Origin of the sequence: Pseudoroseomonas ludipueritiae (genome assembly GCF_014490445.1) — a bacterium.
Classification (GTDB): Bacteria; Pseudomonadota; Alphaproteobacteria; order Acetobacterales; family Acetobacteraceae; genus Pseudoroseomonas; species Pseudoroseomonas ludipueritiae.
In genome coordinates this window covers 1-20201 of sequence record NZ_JACTUZ010000073.1, presented here as the reverse complement: position 1 = coordinate 20201, position 20201 = coordinate 1, and the positions used below count along the sequence as shown (strand labels likewise).

19 protein-coding genes and 1 tRNA gene are annotated in these 20201 nt (G+C 70.3%); 8 read left to right on the top strand and 12 right to left on the bottom strand.

Annotated elements, in window-relative coordinates; translation table 11 throughout:
- A partial coding sequence (locus tag IBL25_RS15555; RefSeq protein ID WP_187779459.1) for a GumC family protein occupies positions 1-1486 on the bottom strand: 1486 nt, incomplete at its 3' end.
- A gap of 281 nt (positions 1487-1767) precedes the next feature.
- Here IBL25_RS15555 and IBL25_RS15550 point away from each other — a divergent pair.
- Positions 1768-2532, top strand: coding sequence for a WecB/TagA/CpsF family glycosyltransferase (locus tag IBL25_RS15550; RefSeq protein WP_187779461.1), 765 nt, complete (start codon positions 1768-1770; stop codon positions 2530-2532).
- A 22-nt stretch (positions 2533-2554) separates the two neighbouring features.
- On the opposite strand, the gene IBL25_RS15545 is transcribed toward IBL25_RS15550, so the two are convergent.
- Positions 2555-3724 carry an acyltransferase family protein gene (locus IBL25_RS15545; protein WP_187779458.1) on the bottom strand — a complete coding sequence of 390 codons (1170 nt, stop codon included), beginning with the start codon at positions 3722-3724 and terminating at the stop codon, positions 2555-2557.
- Between the two features lie 146 nt (positions 3725-3870).
- Between IBL25_RS15545 and IBL25_RS15540 the strand changes: the two genes are divergently transcribed.
- Genes IBL25_RS15540 through IBL25_RS15525 form a run of 4 tightly spaced genes read left to right on the top strand, consistent with a single transcriptional unit; the run spans position 3871 to position 8116 of the window.
- Complete coding sequence (locus IBL25_RS15540) at positions 3871-4803, top strand: glycosyltransferase family 2 protein (RefSeq protein WP_187779457.1); 933 nt, start codon at positions 3871-3873, stop codon at positions 4801-4803.
- Complete coding sequence (locus IBL25_RS15535) at positions 4800-5897, top strand: endo-1,4-beta-xylanase (protein ID WP_187779456.1); 1098 nt, start codon at positions 4800-4802, stop codon at positions 5895-5897. The genes IBL25_RS15540 and IBL25_RS15535 overlap by 4 nt, the downstream gene beginning before the upstream one ends.
- Before the next feature lie 6 nt (positions 5898-5903).
- Positions 5904-7169 carry a lipopolysaccharide biosynthesis protein gene (locus IBL25_RS15530; RefSeq protein ID WP_187779455.1) on the top strand — a complete coding sequence of 422 codons (1266 nt, stop codon included), beginning with the start codon at positions 5904-5906 and terminating at the stop codon, positions 7167-7169.
- Positions 7170-7174: 5 nt separating this feature from the next.
- A complete protein-coding gene (locus IBL25_RS15525) occupies positions 7175-8116 on the top strand; it encodes a glycosyltransferase family 2 protein (RefSeq protein ID WP_187779454.1) in 942 nt (313 codons plus the stop codon).
- 267 nt (positions 8117-8383) lie between these two features.
- Here IBL25_RS15525 and hemE read toward each other — a convergent pair whose 3' ends face one another.
- A complete protein-coding gene (hemE, locus tag IBL25_RS15520) occupies positions 8384-9427 on the bottom strand; it encodes a uroporphyrinogen decarboxylase (RefSeq protein ID WP_187779453.1) in 1044 nt (347 codons plus the stop codon).
- 329 nt (positions 9428-9756) lie between these two features.
- Between hemE and IBL25_RS15515 the strand changes: the two genes are divergently transcribed.
- From IBL25_RS15515 to IBL25_RS15505, 3 genes are all read left to right on the top strand, one after another.
- The gene (locus IBL25_RS15515; protein ID WP_187779452.1) at positions 9757-10623 is read left to right on the top strand and encodes a pyruvate, water dikinase regulatory protein; all 867 of its coding nucleotides are present in this window, start codon (positions 9757-9759) and stop codon (positions 10621-10623) included.
- 2 nt (positions 10624-10625) lie between these two features.
- A complete protein-coding gene (locus IBL25_RS15510) occupies positions 10626-11249 on the top strand; it encodes a Maf family protein (protein ID WP_187779460.1) in 624 nt (207 codons plus the stop codon).
- Positions 11250-11639: 390 nt separating this feature from the next.
- Positions 11640-12515, top strand: coding sequence for a universal stress protein (locus tag IBL25_RS15505; protein WP_187779451.1), 876 nt, complete (start codon positions 11640-11642; stop codon positions 12513-12515).
- A gap of 56 nt (positions 12516-12571) precedes the next feature.
- On the opposite strand, the gene hpf is transcribed toward IBL25_RS15505, so the two are convergent.
- The 9 genes from hpf to IBL25_RS15460 all read right to left on the bottom strand — a co-directional run.
- Positions 12572-13246: a ribosome hibernation-promoting factor, HPF/YfiA family gene (hpf, locus tag IBL25_RS15500; protein ID WP_187779450.1), complete on the bottom strand. Its 675-nt coding sequence runs from the start codon at positions 13244-13246 to the stop codon at positions 12572-12574.
- A gap of 76 nt (positions 13247-13322) precedes the next feature.
- Positions 13323-14813 carry an RNA polymerase factor sigma-54 gene (rpoN, locus tag IBL25_RS15495; protein ID WP_187779449.1) on the bottom strand — a complete coding sequence of 497 codons (1491 nt, stop codon included), beginning with the start codon at positions 14811-14813 and terminating at the stop codon, positions 13323-13325.
- Positions 14814-14867: 54 nt separating this feature from the next.
- Entirely contained in the window at positions 14868-15608 is a 741-nt protein-coding gene (gene lptB, locus IBL25_RS15490) for an LPS export ABC transporter ATP-binding protein (protein WP_194433735.1), read from the bottom strand.
- 35 nt (positions 15609-15643) lie between these two features.
- On the bottom strand, positions 15644-16597 hold the full coding sequence (locus IBL25_RS15485; RefSeq protein ID WP_187779447.1) for an LptA/OstA family protein: 954 nt from the start codon (positions 16595-16597) through the stop codon (positions 15644-15646).
- A complete protein-coding gene (lptC, locus tag IBL25_RS15480; protein WP_187779446.1) occupies positions 16594-17292 on the bottom strand; it encodes an LPS export ABC transporter periplasmic protein LptC in 699 nt (232 codons plus the stop codon). The genes IBL25_RS15485 and lptC overlap by 4 nt, the downstream gene beginning before the upstream one ends.
- A 441-nt stretch (positions 17293-17733) precedes the next feature.
- Positions 17734-18402, bottom strand: coding sequence for a ribonuclease D (locus tag IBL25_RS15475; protein ID WP_187779445.1), 669 nt, complete (start codon positions 18400-18402; stop codon positions 17734-17736).
- 53 nt (positions 18403-18455) lie between these two features.
- Positions 18456-18539, bottom strand: a tRNA-Leu gene (locus IBL25_RS15470).
- 104 nt (positions 18540-18643) lie between these two features.
- Complete coding sequence (gene mltA, locus IBL25_RS15465) at positions 18644-19696, bottom strand: murein transglycosylase A (RefSeq protein ID WP_187779444.1); 1053 nt, start codon at positions 19694-19696, stop codon at positions 18644-18646.
- Positions 19693-20201: Tim44/TimA family putative adaptor protein (locus IBL25_RS15460; RefSeq protein ID WP_187779443.1), on the bottom strand; the 509-nt coding region annotated here is incomplete at its 5' end. The genes mltA and IBL25_RS15460, both read right to left, overlap by 4 nt.

Genomic DNA, 20201 nt, shown 5'->3' with positions numbered 1-20201 from the left:
GGCGGGTCAGGGTCAGCAGCAGCGCCAGCCCGGCGGACAGCGCGATGCCGCCGGCGATGCCGCCCAGCGCCACCAGCCGGCGGATGCCGCGGCCTTCCAGCGGCGCCGTGGCCGGCTGCACCACCGTGATGGTGTTGCCGCGCTGGCGGCGGGCATCCTCCTCCATCCGCGTCGCGGCCTCCCGCGTCGTCAGCTGGCGCGTCACGGCTTCCATGCCCTCGCGCGCGCGCTGCAATGCGCGCATGCGGGTATCGGCCTGCACCAGCTCGGTGCGGCGGGCTTCCAGCTCGGTGCGCTGGCGGGCCAGTTCCTCGCCCTGCCGCTTCAGGGCATCGGCCTCCACCTCCAGCGTCACCACGCGCTGGTTCAGCAGTTCCAGGTTCGGGTTCCGCACCTGGCGGGTGGTGGAATAGGTGGCGCGGGCGCTTTCCCGGATGGCGGCACGGGCAGCGGCGATGCGGCCTTCCATCTCCCGCAGCGGCGGGTAGTCGGGGTTGTATTGCCGCGCCATCCGCTCCCGCTCCAGCAGCAGGCGGGAGAGCTGGTTGCGGCTGTCGTCATTGGGGGCGAGGTTGGTGGCTTCCTGCGAGGCGAAGACACGCTCGGGCTCCGCCGCCAGCCGCTGCCGCGCGGCGGCGAGCTGGGACTCCGCCGTCACCTGCTGTTCCCGCAGCCCGTCCTGGCGCTGGCGGATGCTGTCCAGCCGGGTGGCGGTCAGGCTCATCTCCTGGCCGATATCCAGCACGCCATACTGGTCGCGCAGTGCCGCGATCTCGGCCTCGGTCTGGCGCAGGCGGTCGGCGTAGCGCGACAATTCGGCCGAGAGCAGGCGGGAATTCTCGTCCGAATACATCTCGCCGCGCCGCTCGACATAGCTGTCCACCACCGCGGCCAGGGCCTGGATGGCCAGGGCGCGGTCCGGCAGCGTGACGCGGGCGCGCAGGATATTGGCATTGGTATCGGCCTCGATGGCCAGCACGCGGCGGAAGGCATCCACCGCCGCCGCCATCTCCATCTCCTCCGGCGTGCTATTGCCGGTGGCGGGCGGGGGCTTCAGGTCGGGGAAGAGGGTGCTGATGCCGATGCGGCGCAGCGCCCGGCGCAGCACGTCGTCGCTGCCCAGGATCTCGGCCTCGCCCCGCACCACGCGCAGCAGTTCCACCGAGACCACGGAAGGGCCGATGCCGGAGACATCCTGCACCGTGGTGCTTTCGCGGTTCAGCAGCACCATCAGCACGCTGTCGGCCGTGAAGCGCGGCTTCAGCAGCATGGCGCCGCCGATGCCGAGCGCGACCGGCAGGCAGAAGGCGGCGACCAGCGGCTTCCAGCGCAGCCGCAGCGTGATCAGCAGGTCCGAGAGCCGCAGGCCGAGCGGCGGGCGGGCGCCATAGGGGTCGGCCACCAGCGGCGCCGCCACATCCGGCATGAAGGACTGGTCCTGCGGCCGCAGCGCGGGCAGCGAGGAGCCGGGGCTGGCGGCATTCATGCGCCGGCCGCCAGTGGCGGGGCCTGGTGTGCCAGACCTTTCATGCTCCAGAATGGCTCGCGCAACACCATGACCTGACTTATCCCGCCGCCCGGCCGGGCCACCCGCGCCAGCACAACCTTGCCGTGTGCGATGATGCCATGCCGCGACCGCAATGTCGCGGATGATGCTGCATCGAGCGCATATATTGCGACATACCGTGTATCTTTCGACACAGGGATTGCGCGGTATGCAACCACTTCCACATCATGGCATCCGGCAACAGCTTCAGCGGTGACGCCATGGACCTCCCACCCGCCGCGACCCCTGCGCCCATCTCCCGGCGGCTGCTGGGGGTCCGCTTCGATGCGCTGGACCTCGCGGATGCCCTGGCGCTGCTGGCGGCGCGCGACCCGGCGGCGCCCTTCGCCTATGTCGTGACGCCCAATGCCGACCACTGGATCCGGCTGCAGGACCAGCCGGGGCTGCGCCCGCTCTACGAGGCCGCCTGGCTCTCGCTCTGCGACAGCCGCATCCTGCGGCTGCTGGCGGCGCGGCGCGGCGTGGCGCTGGAACTGGCGCCCGGCTCCGACCTGACGCAGCGGCTCTTCGACGAGGTCATCCGGCCAGAGACGCCGGTCACCGTCATCGGTGGCACGGAAGCGGTGGTGGAGGCGCTGCGCGCCCGCTACGGCCTGGCGCGGCTGGCGCATCACAACCCGCCCATGGGCTTCATCCGCGACCCCGCCGCCGTGGCGGCGGCGGTGGATTTCGTCCGGGCGCATCCGGCGCGCTTCGTGCTGCTCTGCGTCGGCTCGCCCCAGCAGGAGAAGCTGGCGGCGGCGATCGTCGCGGCCGGGGGCGCCACAGGCATCGGGCTTTGCGTTGGCGCCGCGGCGGAATTCGTGGCCGGGGTGAAGCAGCGCGCGCCCGAATGGGTGCAGCGGGCCAGCCTGGAATGGCTGCACCGCCTGGGCAGCGAGCCGCGCCGGCTCTGGCGCCGCTACCTGCTGGAAGCGCCGCGCCTGTTGCGGCTGATGGCCCGCGTGCCGCCCGGCGGCGGCTGAGGCGGAGCAACCGCGCGCCATCTCAGGTCACCGGGCTGGCCTGGGCGATGCCGGGCACGCCGCTCGGCCGCATCCGGTGCCGCAGCCGCGCCACCGGCTTTTCCAGGCCCCAGTAGAAAGCGGCGGCCAGCACCGCCGTCAGCGGCAGGCTGACCAGGTACCATTCCAGCGGAAAGGATTGGGATTCATCCGTGATGGCGATGCCCTGCCAGTGGCAGGCGATGCAGAAGGCCAGCCAGTGGGTGAGGTAGATCACGTAGCTCATCCGCCCCAGCAGCAGCAGCGGAGGCAGCCGCAGCAGCGCCCGCAACCAGCCCGCCGCCGGGCTGAACAACAGCGCGCCGAGGCCCAGCAGGATGGCGAGGCTCTGCACCGAGTAGCGCCAGGTGTCGCGGAAGGCGGGGTCGCGGTAGAGCAGGCTGCCCAGCACCAGCAGCGCCGCCGCCACCAGCGTGGCCGGGTGCCGCAGCAGGTGCTGCACCCAGGGCGTCGGCCGCGAGGCCAGCCAGGCCAGCAGGCAGCCGAAGAGGATGGCATCCAGCCGCGTGTCGGTGCCGAGATAGAGGCGGTATTCCAGCGTGACGCCGCAGACCGGCGTCATCCCCTCCCACATCCCGCCGGGCCCGCAGGCGGCGCGCAGCAGCAACCGCCAGGCTTGGCTGGCCAGGATCAGCCCCACCACCCAGGGCAGGAAGCCGCCCCGCCGCAAGGTCAGCATCAGCAGCAGCGGGAAGAGCAGATAGAAGTGCTCCTCGATGGAGAGGGACCAGAGGATGTGGAAGGGGTTCGGGAAGGTGGCGAGCCCGGTGCCCTGTTCCAGCCAGATCCGCTCGTAATTGGTCATGTAGAAGAGGCCGCCCAGCAGCGACCAGCCCGGCGGCCGCAGCCCGGCGGCCCAGAGCGCGAGGCAGGAGAGCAGCACGAAACCCAGCATGGCCGGCAGCAGCCGCACCGCGCGGCGGAGGTAGAAGGCCTTGAGGTCGATGCGCCCGCGCGCCTGCCATTCCGCCAGCAGCAGCCGCGTGATGATGAAGCCGCTGATGCCGAAGAAGAGCGTGACGCCGAAGCCGCCCGGCACGATGCGGCCCAGCCCCCAGTGGCTGAGCAGCACGATGGCGATGGAGACGGCGCGCAGCCCATCCAGTTCCGGAACATAGGCATAGGAACTGCCGAAGGGCTGGGGAGGGGTCATGGGCTGCCTCTGTGGGGAATAGCGGTGGGCGCGGGCGGTGCCATTTTCATGCAACGCGGCAGGGCCTCATGCGCTTCTTGCCAATATGCGCAGCGTGAGAGAATATTTCGCCATATGCAACTGCGCGGCCGGCGCGGGAATGGATGATGAGCAGCACCACCGTTGTGATCTGCACCTTTAACCGGCCAGGCCCCTTGCGGCGGGCGGTGGAAACGGCGCGGCAGCAGGTGCTGGGCGCCGGGCGCCTGGCCGAGGTGCTGGTGGTCGACAATTCCCCCGACGCCAATGCGCGCGACGCAATGCGCGAACTGGCCCAGGCCCCCGGCCTGCCGCTGCGCTACCTTTCGGTGCCGAAGCCCAATATCTCGCACGCCCGCAATGCCGGCGTGGCCGCCTGCGACAGCGATTTCGTGGTCTTCCTGGACGATGACGAATGGTGCGAGCCAGGCTGGCTCGATGCGCTGATCGGCACCGCCGAGAGCACCGGCGCCGACCTTGTCTTTGGCGCCGTGCTGCCGGAATTCCCCGGCGGCACCCCGCCCTGGGACCCTTCCGGCCGCTCCTACGAGCGCAGGATGGCGCTGCCCAGTGGCAGCCGCATCGGCATCGACCATGACGAGCGGGTCAGCGGCCGCTGGATCGGCACCGGCAATTCGCTGCTGCGCCGCGCCACCTGCCTGGCCGGCGGCGCGCCCTTCGACCCCGAGCTGGGCGCCTGCGGCGGCGAGGATTACGACCTGTTCGTCCGACTCTATGAGGCCGGCCGCGCCTTCCACTGGTGCGGCGAGGCGGTGGTGCACGAGCTGGTGCCCGCCGACCGCACCGATACCGGCTATATGCGCCTGCGCACCTACCGCACCGGCCAGCAATGGGCGACCATCACCATCCGCCGCTCCACCCGCCCGGCCTGGGAAACGGCGCGGATCGGCTTCCGCGCCGCGGTGCAGCTGGTGCTCGTCACCGGCCTCTGGGGCTGGAGCCGGCTGCGCCGCGCGCCCGATGCCAGGGTGCGGGAGCTGAAGGTTGCCGAGGTCGCCGGCAAGCTGGTCTGGTGGACGCTGGAGCGCGGCACCCGATGATGCCACCGCTGCCCCGCCGCGCCCTGCTGGCGGGGGGGCTGGCCGGGGTGCTGGCCCGCCGCGCCGTGGCGGAGGAATCCGGCCTTGCCGCCCTGGCGGCGGCGCGCGGCGTGACGCTCGGCAGCATGGTCTGCGAATACCAGTTGCGGGAAACCCCGGCGCTCTGGCCCCTGCTGCGGCGGGAAGCCGGCTTCATCGTGCCCGGCCTGGAACTGAAATGGGCCGCCACCGAGCCCGACCCCGGCCGCTTCGACTTCACCGATGCCGAGGCCCTGCTGGCCCGCGCCAAGGAGGCCGGCATGGCGGCGCATGGCCATGCCCTGGTCTGGCACGAGGCCCTGCCGCCCTGGTTTGACGCCAAGCTGGATGCCGCTGCCATGCGGCAGGTGCTGCACCGGCATGTCAGCGGCGTCGCCGGGCATTTCGCCGGGCGGCTGGCGGTCTGGGACGTGGTGAACGAACCTGTCGCGCCGCATGAGCGCCAGCCCCGTGGGCTGCGCGACACGCCCTTTCTGCGCGCCATGGGCCCCGACTACATCCCGCTGTCCCTGGAATGGGCCGCCGAGGCCGACCCGGCGGCCCGGCTGCGCATCAACGAATTCGACCTGGAACTGCGCAACCGCTACCAGCAGGACCGCCGCGAGGCGATGCTGGAACTGCTCAACACCCTGGTGCGCCGCCGCGCGCCGCTGCACGCGCTGGGCATCCAAGCGCATCTGCGGCTGCGGGAAGCCAGCTGGGATGCCGCGCTGCTGCGCCGCTTCATCCGCGATGTCGCCAGCCTGGGGCTGGAAGTCCATATCACCGAACTGGACATCATCGACCGCCTGGCCCCCGCCGACCCCGCCGCGCGGGATGCCGAGGCCGCCGCGATGCTGCGGGACTTCCTTTCCGCCGTGCTGGCGGAGCCGTCGGTGACCACGGTCGCCCTCTGGGGCCTGACGGACCGCTATGCCTGGGCCAGCGACAACAGCTTCGCCCGCCGCCGCGACGGCTTGCCCAGCCGCGCCCATCCCTATGACGCCGACCTGCGCCCCAAGCCCGACCGCGCCGCCATTGCCGCCGCGCTGCGCGACACGCCGCGCCCGGGCTGAGACGGCATGAGCCTCGGCGCCCGCCTGCCCCCTCTGTTGGCCAAGCTGCGCGCGGGCGGCCTTGCCTTCGATGCCAGCGTGCTCTTCGGCGGCTTCAGCCTGCAATTGCTGACGCAGATCGGCTGGCTGGTGCTCGCCGTGCGCTTCCTGGGGCCGGATGGCTATGGCCTCTTCGCCAGCCTCACCGCCGTCACCGTCGCCGCCGCCTGCTTTGTCGGCTGCGGCTGCGACCAGCTGCTGGTGCGCCATGCCGCCGCCGAGCCCGCCGCCCTGCGTGGCTGGATCGGCCATAGCCTGATCGCCATCACCCTGACCGGCCTGCCCGTTCTGGCGCTGGGCCTGCTGCTGCTGCCTTTCCTCGAGATCGGCGGCATCGGCTGGCTGCCGCTGCTGCTGGTGCTGGCCGCCGACCTGCTGCTGGGCCGCTATGCCGGGCTTTGCACCGCCATCTACATGGCCAGCGGCCAGGCGGCGCGGCAATCCACCGTCACGGTGCTGACCGGCGCCTGCCGCCTGGGCGCCATTGCCCTCGCAGGGCTGTTGCCGGGGCCGCTGACCATCGGCACCTGGGCGGCATGGTATGCCGGCTCCTCGGCCGTGGCGGCGCTGCTCTGCCTCGGCCTCGTGGTGCGGGACCACGGCATGCCGCAATGGCGCTGGATGCGCGGCCAATGGGGCAGCGGCTTCACCTTCGGCGCCGAGGCCGCGCTGCAGGCCTCCGCCAAGGATCTCGACAAGCCGATCGTGCTGGAATTCGCCGGCGCCGCCGCTTCCGGCTACTACGCCGCCGCCTTCCGCATCATCGACACGCTTTCCATGCCCATCCGCGCCCTGGGCTATGCCCTGGTGGCGCGCATGTTCCGCATGGCGGCTGAGGAGCGCGCCGCCTGCGTCCGCTACGGGCTGAAGCTGCTGCCGCTGGGCATCGGGCTCGGCGCCGCCGCCGGGCTGGGCCTGGCCGTCTTTGCCGGGCTGCTGCCCTGGATCTTCGGCGCCCAATACGCGGAACTGCCCTGGCTGGTGCGCCTCATCGCCCCCATGCCCGCCTTCTTCGCCGCCTATCTGATCGGCGCCGACGTGCTCAGCGCCATTGGCCGGCAATCGGTGCGGCTGGGCGTGGTCTGCCTGTCCCTGGCGCTGACGCTGCTGCTCTGCTGGCTGGCCACGCCCGCCTATGGCATCGCCGGCGCTGCCCTGGCCCGCCTGGCCGTGCAGGCCGCCACCGCCGCGCTGGTCTGGGCCCTGGTGCTGCCCGCCCGCCGCAAAGGCTGATGCTCATGGACCTGCCCCCCCTCCAGCGCTCCCGCCCCGCCACCGGCACGCCGCGCCTCTCCATCCTGGTGCCCACCTATGACCGCGACGTGGTGCCCCTGTGCCGCGAGCTGCTGGCCGACATGGCCGCCCTGCCGGACCCTGCCGCCGTGGAACTGCTGGTGCTGATCGACGGCAACCCGGCGCTGCGAGGCCAGGAGGCCGTCGTCGCCGCCGCCCGCGAGGCCGGGCTGGATGCCGCCCTCGCGCCTTCCCCCCGCAACCTTGGCCGCGCCGAGGCCCGCAACACCCTGGCCCACCTGGCCCGTGGCGCCGTCCTGCTCTTCCTGGACGCCGACAGCCTGCCCGACGCCCCAGGCTTCGTGGGCCGCGCCCTGGAAGCCGCCCAGAACCCCTCCGAGGTCGTTTGCGGCGGCCGCACCGGCCAGCGCTGCCCCTCAGCCCCCGCCGACGCCCGCCTCTTCGAGCGCCACAGCCAGAAGCGCGAATGGATCAGCGCCGCCGAACGCAACCGCGACCCCGCAGCCACCTTCCTTTCAGCCAATTTCAGCGTCGGGCGGGACGTCTTCCTGGCGCATCCCTTTGACGACGCCTTCCGCGGCTGGGGCTGGGAAGACAGCGAATGGGCGCTGCGCATCGGCAAGATTGCCCGCATCCGCCATGTCGAGAACAGCGTCTCCCACATGGAACACCACCGGGACGCCGATTGGGCCAGCCGCCTGGAGCGCTCGGCGGTGAACTACCGCCGGCTGTTCGAACTGCATCCGCAGAGCGTGCGGCAGCATCGGCTGTTCAAGCTGATCCGGCTGTTCCGGCGCCTGCCCATCCCGGGCGGGCTGCTGCGGCGCGCGGCGCTGGCGCACGGGGCGCTGCCGGTGGATGCGCGCCTCTTTGCCCTGAAGCTGCATCAGGCGCAGGTCTATGCCCGGACGCTGCCGGAGGTTTGAGCAGCCGGGGCCAGAGGGGCGCCGCCCCTCTGGACACCCCGCCGGGGTGGAAAGTCCACCCCGGACCCCGCTTCGAGTTTTGGGGCCTTAGCTTCGGCTTTTCATTGAAAATAAAGGGCCGCGAGGGCTGAGCCCGCAGTCGCCGGAGGTCATGGACCTCCGGCGGAACCGGCTTTCACAGAAAAACTGATGGCGGGGTCCGGGGTGACCCTGTCACCCCGGCGGGGAAGGTCCGGAAGGGGCAGAGCCCCTTCTGGCCCCGGCCCGTCACCCCATCCGGATCACCCGCGCCAGGGCCGCCACATGTTCCGGCGGCGTCGGCGGCACGATGCCGTGGCCCAGGTTGAACACGAAGGGCCGGCCGCGCATCGCCGCCAGGATGGAGCGCGCTTCCGCTTCCATGGCATCGCCGCCGGCCACCACGGCCTGCGGGTCCAGGTTGCCTTGCAGGGTGATGCCTTCCGGCACGTTGGCGGCGGCCCAGCGTGGGTCCATGCCGGTATCCATGGCCACCGTGCCGACGCCGGTGCGCGCCGCGTATTCCGGCAGCAGCGGCCCGGCCAGGCGGGGGAAGCCGATCAGCGGGATATCGGGCCGCACCTTGCGGATGCCGCGCACGATGGCCGCGGTCGGGTCGATGCTCCAGCGGCGGAACTGGCTGGGGGAGAGCAGGCCGGCCCAGCTGTCGAACAGCATCAATGCCTCTGCCCCGGCATCCGCCTGGGCGAGCAGGTATTCGATCGTGCTGTCCACCAGCAGCCGGATGATGCGGCCGAAGAGCGCGGGGTCCGAATAGGCCATGCGGCGGGCATGGGCGAATTCGCCGCCACCACGGCCTTCCACCATGTAGCAGGCGACGGTGAAAGGGCTGCCCGCGAAGCCGATCAGCGCCGCCTTGGGTGCCTCCTGCTCTAGGCCGGAACGGACGCGGGTGACGGTCTCCAGGATGGGCGCAATGCGATTGGCCACGGCCCCGGGGTCAAGGCGCGCGAAGCCCTCGGCGTCGCGGATGGGTTCCAGCAGCGGGCCTTCACCCTCGGCATAGCGCAGCGACTGCCCCAGGGCCCAGGGCAGCATCAGGATATCGCTGAACAGGATGGCGCCATCCATGCCGTAGCGGCGCAGCGGCTGCAGCGTCACTTCGGCGGCCAGCGCCGGGCTGGTGCAGAGGGCGATGAAATCGCCGGCCTGGGCGCGGAGCTGCCGGTATTCCGGCAGGTAGCGCCCGGCCTGGCGCATCAGCCAGAAGGGTGGCGGCCAGACGGCTTCTCCGCTGAAGGCACGCAGAAGGGGCTTTTGCACGAGTTCCATGGGCCCTCTTTCATAGAAAAAGAGTCTTTAAGAAAAGTGGGGGTAATGATGGTGCCTGTGGATAATGTGGACGCAAAGGTGGACTGATTTTATCCACAGGCTGCTGCACAGATCGGGATAACCGCGACTCGGTGGAGAATCTACGAGTCGCGGGGATTATCCGGGATTCGAACCGGTCATTCCCATGACCCAACCCCCAGAGGGCGCAAAATGTGCCTTCTGTCCCCGATTCACGCAGGGGTGCGTTCCAGGGCTTGCGGTTTTCCACGATTCCCCCATCCATCCACGCTCTTCCACACCCCTCGCCACCGAGAGGATCCGGGGACCCGATGCCGCACCGCTCCTTTAACCTGCATCTCGTCTCTGACAGCACCGGGGAGACGCTGAATTCCATGGCGCGCGCCGTACTCGCGCGCTTCCAGGACCCGCATGTGATCTATCACCGCTGGTCCCTGGTCCGCTCCCGCTTCCAACTCGACCAGGTGCTGGAAGGCATCAAGGCCGAGCCCGGCCCCGTGCTCTTCACCCTGGTGGACCGCTCCCTGCGCCATTCGCTGGAGGAGGTCTGCGGCCAGATGGGGGTCACCTGCCTTTCGGTGCTGGACCCGGTGCTGGAGGTGATCCAGGGCCAGATCGGCGAGCAGGCGCGCGAGAAGCGCGCCGCCCAGCATGTGATGGACGCCGATTATTTCCGCCGCATCGATGCCATGCACTATGTGCTGGCGCATGACGACGGCCAGGGGGTCGCCGGCATCGAGGAAGCCGATTGCGTGCTGGTGGGCGTTTCCCGCTCCAGCAAGACGCCGACCTGCTTCTACCTCGCCAACCGGGGCATCAAGGCGGCCAATGTGCCCATCGTGCCGACCTCGCCCCTGCCGCCGGAACTGGACAACCCGCCCTGCCCGGTGATCGGCCTGACCATCGACGTGCCGGCGCTGATCGATATCCGCCGCCACCGGCTGAAGATCATCGGCGGCACCGGCGTGCGGCAGGACACCAACGACTATATCGACCATGAGGCGGTGAAGGCCGAGATCCTGGCCGCCCGCCGCCTTTGCACCAGCCGCGGCTGGCCTGTCATCGACGTCACCCGCCGCTCCATCGAGGAAACGGCGGCCACCGTGCTGCAACTGATGGAAGCCTGGCACGCCCGCCGCGGCGGCAGCGCGCCGATGCCCGGGAGCATCGGCGTATGACCATGCTGGCGCCCGGCGCCCCGCCGCTGGTGTTGGCTTCCTCCTCCTCCACCCGCGCCGCGCTGCTGCGGGCGGCGGGCCTGCCCTTCGCCACGCGGCCCGCCGCCGTGGACGAGGCCAGCCTGAAGGAAGCCGCCCAGGCCGAGGGCATGCCGCCGGCCGAGGCCGCGACCCTGCTGGCCGATGCCAAGGCCGAACGCGTCGCGCGCCGCATGCTGCGGGAGGAGCCGGAGGCGCTGGTGATCGGCGCCGATTCGCTGCTGGTCTGCGAAGGCCGCTGGTTCGACAAGCCCGAGGGGCTGGAAGGCGCCCGCGCCCAGCTCCAGGCCCTGCGCGGCCGCACGCATGAGCTGGTCTCGGCCGTGGTCTGCTGGCGGCATGGCGTGCGGATCTGGCACCACGCCGCCACCTGCCGCCTTTCGATGCGCGATTTCTCCGATGCCTTCCTGGACGCCTATCTGGCAACGGAAGGCGAGGAAGTGACCTATTCCGTCGGCGCCTACCGGCTGGAAGGGCTGGGGATGCATCTCTTCCGCGCGGTGGAGGGCGAGCATGCCGCCATTCTGGGCCTGCCGATGCTGCCGCTGCTGGATTTCCTGCGCCAGCACGGGGCAGTGCTGCGCTGATTCGATTCACCCCCTTCGGGGGTGAAGGCTGGGGGGAATGAATTCCCCCCAGGCTCCCCTTCTTTTTCTTCGGGTTTTCGGGCGCGCCTGCGGCGGCACCTTCACACGCCGGAGGACTTGGCCCGGCGACTGCGGCTTCAGCCCGCATGGCGTTGCTGGAAAAACATCGCGGCGACCCCGCCGCGCGTGCCAGCCCAAACCCCGACTCGAAGAAAAAAGAAGGGGGCTCCGGGGGAATTCATTCCCTCGGCCTTGCGCCAGATCATTTGGATCACAAGCCTAGGCTGTAGCGTTCTGGCGGATGCAGACGACGATGCTGCATCCGTGATAGCGTCCCGGCGGGTGGTGCCCACCTGCCGTTCCCGCTTTGCCTGAGAGGAGAGCCACGTCATGGCTTATCGCCGGCTGTTGCTGCCACTGACGGGAACCGCCGCCGGGGAGGCGGCCTTGCATACCGCGCTGATGGTTGCGCGCATCTGGAACGCGCATGTGCATTGCCTGCATGTGCGGGTGGATGCACGGGACGTGGCGCCGCTGGCCGGCGAGGGCCTCTCGGGTGCCATGATCGAGGAGATGATGGCCGCCACGGAGCGCGAGAGCGGCGAGCGCGCCGGCCGCGTCCACGCGCTCTTTGAGCGTTTCGTGCAGGGACTCGATGTCACCATCGCCCTGAATGCCGAGAGCGCGCTGCGCACCGAGGGCCCGACCCTGTCCTTCGAGAGCATCGCGGGGCGGGAGGAGGATGTGGTGGCGCAGCAATCGCGCCTCTACGACATGGCGGTGGTGCCGCATCCGGAGGCGGATGACGACGTTTCTTCGTCCGATGCGCTGCATGCGGTGTTGTTCGATTCCGGCAGGCCGGTGCTGATCGCGCCACGCCAGCCGCCGGCCACCCTCGGCACCCGCGTCTGCTGCGCCTGGAATGGCACGGCCGAAAGCGCCGCCGCCATCAATGCCGCGCTGCCCTGGCTGCACCGGGCGGAGCAGGTGCGGCTGCTGCATTCCGGAGGCTACCAGCGGCGCGGGCCCGGCGTGGAGGGCATCCGCGCCTATCTGCGCTGGCACCAGATCGAGGCGGAGGCGGTGGCCTTCCAGCCGCAGACGCGGGAGGTGGGCGCCGGCCTGCTGGGTGCCGCGCGCGACTTCGGCGCCGACCTGCTCTGCATGGGTGCCTATAGCCATTCCCGCCTGCGCCAGCTGATCCTGGGCGGCGTGACGCGCCATGTGCTGGAGAATGCCGACATCCCGGTGCTGATGTGCCGCTGAGGCACCAGGGCCACTAAAGGAAGAAGGGCCGGGGGATCGCTCCCCCGGCCCTTCGCTTAGTCGGCCGCCGTGGCGGTATCGATCCAGCCGACATGCCCGTCCGGGCGGCGGTAGACCACGTTGAGCTGGCCGCTGGCGCGGTTGCGGAACATCATCACCGACGCCTGGCTGAGGTCGAGCCGCATCACCGCCTCGCTCACCGTCAGGCGGGAAATCTCGGTCGGCGTCTCGGCGATGATGGCGCCGCCGCCGTCATGCTTGTGCAGCAGGTCGTCGTGCTCCTCGGCGGTCAGGCCATCGGCGACGGTGCCGTCCTCGGGATGCGCCTCCACCAGCCTTTCGCTGTCCTCCTCATCGGGCATATCCAGGGGGCCGGCCAGGATCACCTGGCGCGCGGTCTCGGCCACGCTGGGCAGCCGCTCCTCGGCCAGGTCACGGGAATGCTCGTTCACGCGGCGGCGGTAGCGGCGCAGGCGCTTGCCGATATGCTCGGCCGCCACGTCGAAGGCACGATGGGCATCGGGGCCCTCGCCCTCACCGCGAACCGTCAGCCCCCGGCCCGCATGGATCGTGATCCCGCAGGTGAAGAAGGAACGGTTGCGGGAGAAGATCACCTGCGCATCGAGGGCATGGTCGAAATACTTCTTCGTAACGCCCGTGAGGTTCTCGCGGACATGGACCTTCAGGGCGTCCCCGGTATCGACCTGCTTCCCAGCGACAGTGATATGCATGGTGAGCCATTCCCTTCCCTGATTGGGGAGGGGCCGTCCGGAAAGACGGCGGGCGGGGCTCGGCCCGCGCCGGTGTTCAGGCCGGAACGGCCTTCTCCCGTTTGCGCTGCACCGAAGATGGAATGCGCAGCGCCTCCCGATATTTGGCCACCGTCCTTCGGGCGATGTCCACACCTTCTCTCTTCAACATGGCGACGATTGCGTCATCTGAAAGGATCTCGGCGGCCAGTTCCGCATCCACCATGGCGCGGATGCGGTGGCGGATGGCCTCGGCGCTGAAGGTCTCGCCATCCGTGCCCCCAATGGCGGTGGTGAAGAAATACTTCAGCTCAAAATTGCCGCGCGGCGTCGCGATATACTTGTTGGCGGTGACGCGGGAGACGGTGCTTTCGTGCATCTCCACCGCTTCCGCCACATCGCGCAGGATCAGCGGCCGCAGGTGGCTGATGCCGTGGCGGAAGAAGGCATCCTGCCGCCGCACGATCTCGGCCGAGACCTTCAGGATGGTCTGCGCCCGCTGTTCCAGGCTCTTCACCAGCCAATTGGCCGATTGCAACTGCTCGGCCAGGAAGGCGCGGCATTCGCGGTTGGCGCCCACCTGGGCGCGGGCATGGAAGCCGCGGTTGACCAGCACGCGCGGCAGGGTTTCCGGGTTCAGCTCCAGCACCCAGTCGCTTTCGGCATCTTCCAGGGTGATGGGCGCGGGGCGCATCAGCACGTCGGGGATCAGCACAGGGGCGGGGTCGTGGTCGAAGCCGGCGCCGGGCTTGGGGTCGAGGCGCTTCAGCTCGGCCACCATGTCGGCCAGGTCCTCGGCATCGACGCCACAGACGCGCATGAGGCCGCGCATGTCGCGCCGCGCCAACATCTCCAGATTGGCCAGCAGCGCGGCCATGGCGGGGTCCAGCCGGTTGCGTTCGGCCAGTTGCACCGAAAGGCATTCGGCCAGGTCGTGGCAGAAGAGGCCCACCGGCTCGAAGCGCTGCATGCGGGCGCGGATGGCGGCGACGCGGGAAACCGCGCAGCCCAGGGCCTCGGCGATGCGCTCCTCCGGCACCGTCAGGCGGCCGGCGCCGTCCAGCAGCGCGATCATCTGCGCCGCGATCAGCCGGTCTCCCGGATCGGGGAAGCTCAGGCGGACCTGTTCCGCCAGCTCCTCGCGCAGGGAGCGCGGGCGCTCGGCGGCCAACTCGTCGATGCCACGCTCGTCCAGTTCGAAATCGGCGCGGCCGCCGCGCGCGGAGGCCTCGCCGTCATAGACATTGCTCCAGTCGCCGATATCGAGCGGCGCGGCATCCTCCGCCGGCAGGGTCGCGGCGCCGGTGCTGTCAAAGCTGTCTCGCGGTGGCGGCGGGGCGGCGGAGACGGGCTCGGTGGCCTCGGCCTCCTCCGGCCCGGTGGAAAGGCCCTCGTCGCGCTCCAGCAGCGGGTTGCGCTCCAGTTCCTCCTCGATGAAGGCGGTGACCTCGAGGTTGGAGGATTGCAGCAGCTTGATGGCCTGCCGCAGCTGCGGCGTCATCACCAGCGACTGGGTCTGGCGCAGGTCCAGACGGGGGCCGATGGCCATGGCGGGGCCTAGATGCGGGGGGAAGGGGCAGCGCGCAGGCCTGGCATGCCCATGCTAGAGGCTGAAACGCTCGCCCAGATAGACACGACGAACCCCTTCATGCGCCACGATGTCCTGCGGCGTGCCTTCCATCAGCACCTGCCCGTCATGCAGGATATAGGCGCGGTCGATGATCTCCAGAGTCTCGCGCACATTGTGGTCGGTGATCAGCACGCCGATGCCACGGTTCTTGAGATGCTTCACCAGGTCACGGATCTCGCCCACCGCGATAGGGTCGATGCCGGCCAGCGGCTCATCGAGCAGGATATAGGCGGGGTGCGTGGCCAGGGCGCGGGCGATCTCGCAGCGCCGCCGCTCGCCGCCTGACAGCGCCAGCGCGGGCGCGCGGCGCAGATGCGCGATGCCGAATTCCGCCAACAGCGAGTCCAGCATCTGTTCCCGCCGGGCGCGGTTGGGCTCCACCACTTCCAGCGCCGCGCGGATATTGTCTTCCAGGCTCAGGCCGCGAAAGATCGAGGCTTCCTGCGGCAGGTAGCCCAGGCCCATGCGGGCGCGGCGGTACATCGGCAGGGTGGTGACGTCGTGGCCGTCCATGAAGACGCGGCCTTCGTCCGGCCGCACCAGCCCGGTGATCATGTAGAAGGAGGTGGTCTTGCCGGCGCCATTGGGGCCGAGCAGCCCCACCGCCTCACCGCGCTTCACGGAAAGCGAGACGCCGCGCACCACCGGCCGCTTCTTGAAGCGCTTGCCGAGGCCGACGGCGACCAGGCCGGAATCCCCCGGCACCACCTTCAGGTTGGGCGCGGCGGCAGCGCGGGGCGTGTCGACGTTCACCGGCCCTGCCCCTGCTGCGGCTGGCCGCCGGGCATGCGCACGGCATCCCGGCTCTGCTGGTTCGGCACGATCAGGCCCTGCACCCGCTGGCCCGGGGTATTCACCAGCCGGGCCACCCCGGTGCGCATGTTCACGATGGATTCCTGACCGTTCAACTGGTTCTCGCCACGGGTGATGCGCACGCCGCCCAGGAGGCGCGCCATGCCGCTGACGGTGGAATAAACCCCGCGGTCACCGCGCACCACTTCCTGCGGCGTGCGGATCTCGACATTGCCGAAGGCCTCGACGCGCTCCAGCTTGCTGCCGGCGCCGGGCACGTTGCGGGTGGTGCCGCCCGCCCCCGCATTGGCCGCCGGCGCGGTCTGGCCTTCCGGCAGGAAATAGCCCACCAGCGTATCGGCGGCGATGCGGCGGTTGTCGTCGGTCACCACCACGGCGGCGCCGCGCGCCACCGACATGCGCTTACCCGGCCAGTATTCCAGGCTGTCCCGCGCCGTCAGGGTATCGGAAGGCGTGGTCAGCTTCAGGTTCTTGCCCGTCAGCACCATCACCGCCTGGTCCATGTCATAGACCGCGCGGTCGCCCTGCGCCTGGTCGGTGGCGGTGTTGATATGGACGTTGCCCTCGGCCTCGATGCGCCAGATCTCGTTGCCGCCGCCGGGACCCTCGCCCAGGGCGCCGCCGCTGGCGGGCTGGCCGGCCGGCTGCCCGGCGCGCGGGCGGTAGCGGGCGATCAGCCGGTCGCCACGGAGCGTCACGCCCTCGCGGATGGCGCGGGCATCGCCACGGGCGATCACCACCTGCTCGTTCTGCCGCCACTCGATGCCATCGGTGGAGGTGATATCCACCGGGCCGCCCTTGGTCATGTCCAGGCCCTGGGCGCGTGGCAGGCCCGGCAGCGCCAGCAGCCCGGCCAGCAGGGCCAGGGTGGGAAGGTGGCGGGTGATCATTGCTTGCCCTCCAGCACCGCATGGCTCTTGCCGGTGAAGATCATCACCTGCCCGCGCTCGCGCAGGCGGAAGCCCTCGCTCTCGATGGTGCCGAAGGGGCCTTGCGCGGCGGTAGGCCTGTCGCTCTCGGCCTCGCCGGCATGCACGTCGATATGGGCGGCGTCGGTCTTCATGGTGGTGCCGTTGTCGTGCCAGAGCGTCACCTGGCCCTGCAGGTCCAGCAGGTTCTTGGGCCGGTTATACTGGCCCTCATGCGATTCCAGCAGCATCCAGGCCCCATTGGTCAGCAGAATATCCGCGCGCGGCTTCTTCAGGTCGATCAAGCCGGTCTTTTCCTGCTGCACGGCGGAAGTGGCGGTGACGTTATAGGGGCGGTTCTGCTCGTCCACGCCCTGGTAGCGGGCACCGGAAATCCGCATCGCATCGGCTTCCGTCTGCGTCGCGCGGCGGAAGGCCATACGGCCACGGTCGGCCGCGCCGTCGATCTCTGGCCAGAGCGCGATGGCGGAAAGCAGCGCCAGCGCGCCCAGGGGCAGCAGCAGCTTGGCCAGCCGCACCGCCACCCGGCGGCGGATAATGGAGCCTGCGCTGACCTGCACCCGGGCACGGGAGGGCAGCAGCGCGCGGCGCGCATTGGCGCTGCGGTCGATGCTGGGCGCGGCCAGGGTGTCGCGCGGCGGAAAAGACAACTTCATGCGGCAGGGCCATGGGGCGCCGCCGCCCGTTGCGCCCGGCCCGGGCCCGGGCCGGGCAGCGGTGCAGGAACGTCGCGAAACGACAGGCCGGGCTGGAGAAAGGACAACCTCACGCGCTCATGTATGGGGTGGCAGGGCAGGATGGTCAACGCAGGACTCTGTGTGCCTTCCAAAAACCATGCCAAGTTCTCGCCATAATGCCGGAGGCTGGCAGATAGGCTGGAGGAATGAATTCCCCCAGGCTCCCATCTTTTTTCTTCGAGTTGCAGCTGCGCCTGCGGCGGCAGCCTTCTTTGCAATGCGTGGCGGAGGGTCCGGCTTCCAAAGCGCACGTTGCCTTCATAGGCCATCGGCGCGCCTCCGCTTCCTGCTTCAGCCCAACCCAACCCGGAAAAAAGAAGAAGGGGGCCCGGGGGAATTCATTTCCCCGGCCTTTCCGCCTCAGTGCTCGAAGATATCCGGCTCGTCGTAGCCCAGCAGGTCCAGCTGCCCACGCGCCGGCAGGAAGCGGAAGCAGGCCTCGGCCAGTTCCAGACGTCCTTCCCGCTGCAGCAGCCCCTCCAGCCGGGCCCAGAGCGCATGCAGGTGCAGCACGTCGGAGGCCGCATAGGCCAGCTGTTCCGGCGTCAGCTCGGCGGCACCCCAGTCGGAGCTTTGCTGCTGCTTGGAAATCTCGACCCCGACGAGGTCCCGCAGCAGGTCCTTCAGCCCGTGGCGTTCGGTGAAGGTGCGCACCAGCTTGGCGGCGATCTTGGTGCAGCGCACGGGCGCCACCTCCACCCCCAGCGCCTGGCGCAGGATGGCGACATCGAAGCGCGCGAAATGGAAGAGCTTGATCTGCTCCGGGTCCGTCAGCAGGCGCTTCAGGTTGGGGCAATCGGCGCCGCGGCCGCCCAGGCGTTCCGGCACGATCTGCACGCAATGCGCATTGCCGTCGCCGGAGGAGAGCTGCACGAGGCAGAGGCGGTCCCGGTGCGGGTTCAGGCCCATGGTTTCCGTGTCGACGGCGACAACGGGACCGAGGTCCAGCCCATCGGGCAGATCATGTTTGTGAAGCTTGATCATGGTGCCGGGTCCAGTCGGGCGGGGGGCGAAAAGGGTGCGTCCCATGCCGCGACTACCGGTCTTTCGATCCGCCGCCGCTCATACCAGCGGAGGGGATATGCCCAGGAAAGGACTCGAACCTTCACGACCTTGCGGTCACTGGCACCTGAAGCCAGCGCGTCTACCAATTCCACCACCTGGGCAGGGGGCGAATACGCCGTGCGGCGTGGAACGGGCTTTTATGGGCCAGCAGGCACCCCGTCAAGCGACCCCGGCAAAAAATCTGCGAGGGCCGCGATAAAGGCGTTCAGGGGCTGGGAACCAGCACAAAGAGCCCGGCCTTTTCCTGCATCGGGCCGGCGGCATGGGCGGCTTCCTCGCCCCAGCCCCAGAAGAGATCCGCCCGCGCGGGGCCGCGGATGGCGCCGCCGGTATCCTGCGCCAGCACCAGCCGGCGCAGCGGCGCGCCGGTCAGCGGGTGATGCGTGACGATCCAGACCGGGCTGCCCAGCGGGATCTCCGTGCGGTCCACGGCGATGGAGCGCAGCGGCGTCAGCGGCACGCCCTGGGCGCCGGTGGGGCCCTGGTCCGGCCGCGCCGCCACAGGGCGGAAGAAGACGTAAGAGGGGTTCTGCTCCATCACCGCCCGCGCGCGCTCCGGCCCCGCCGCTTCCAGCCAGGCGCGGATGGATTGCATCGAGACCTTGTCGCGCGGAATCTCGTTCTCCTGCACCAGCACGCGGCCGATCGGCACATAAGGGCGGCCGTTCTGCCCGTCGAAGCCGACGCGGCGGATGCCGCCATCGGGCAGGACGATGCGGCCGGAGCCCTGGATCTGCAGAAAGAAGCGGTCCACCGGATCGGCCAGCCAGAGCAGCGCGGGGCGGGCGGCATCGGCCTCGATGGCGGCGCGGTCGGGATAGGGGTCCAGCCGGCCCTCGCGCACCAGCCCGGCGGTGCGGCGGCCCTTCAGGTCCGGCGCGAAGCGGCCGAGATCGACCTCCACGAGGTCGGCGGGGCGGGTGTGCAGCGGCACGGGGTATTCGGCGGAAGGGGTGTCCGAGCCACGGATCTCCGGCTCGTAATAGCCGGTCATCAGCCCCTCGCCGGCCGGGCGCAGGGTGAAGCGGCGCTCGAAAAAGGCGCGGGCGGCGGCATCGTCGCCGGGCGGGATGGCGGCGGCCTCGGCGCAAAGCGCGGCGGGCAGGGCGGGGGGGCGGCAGCCGGCCAAGAAGGGCGGCAGGGCCTCGGAAAGGCGGTCCTCGCCCCAGCCAGGGAGGTCGGCCACCCGCTTGGGCTCGGGGGGCGTGCAGGCCGCCAGCCCCAGCAGGGCGGCGGCCGCGAAGGCGAGGCGGATCAAACCGCCCCGGTGCCCACCAGCTTCCAGGTCGGGTCGCTGTTGCGCAGGTCGCGCTGGAAGGTCCAGAGGTCGACGATCTCGGTCACGCCGTCATGGCCGGACACCACCGAGCCATCCGCCGCCGTGACCATGTTGATCTGGTCGGAGACAATGCGCACCGTGATCTCGGCCACGCTGCCGCGCAGGTCGGCGGCCTCGATGGACATGTCCTGCACATTGCGGATCTCGGTGCGCTGGCGCTCGCCCGCCGTCTCCCGCGCCGCGATGGCCTGCTCGAAGCCCGCATAGGTGTCGTCGGAAAGCAGGTTGCGCAGGGTGGCGCGGTCGCCGCTGGCGAAGGCCTCCACGATCATGCGGAAGGCACCCTCGGCGCCGCCCAGAAAGAGAGCCGGGTCGAAGCCGCCATCCTGCGCGCGGATGCGGGCCAAGCCCTGGCCAGCCGGCGTGCGCGCATCCGGCACGCCGCGCGGCGGCGCGGCGGGGGTGGCATCCGGCGCTGCCGTGG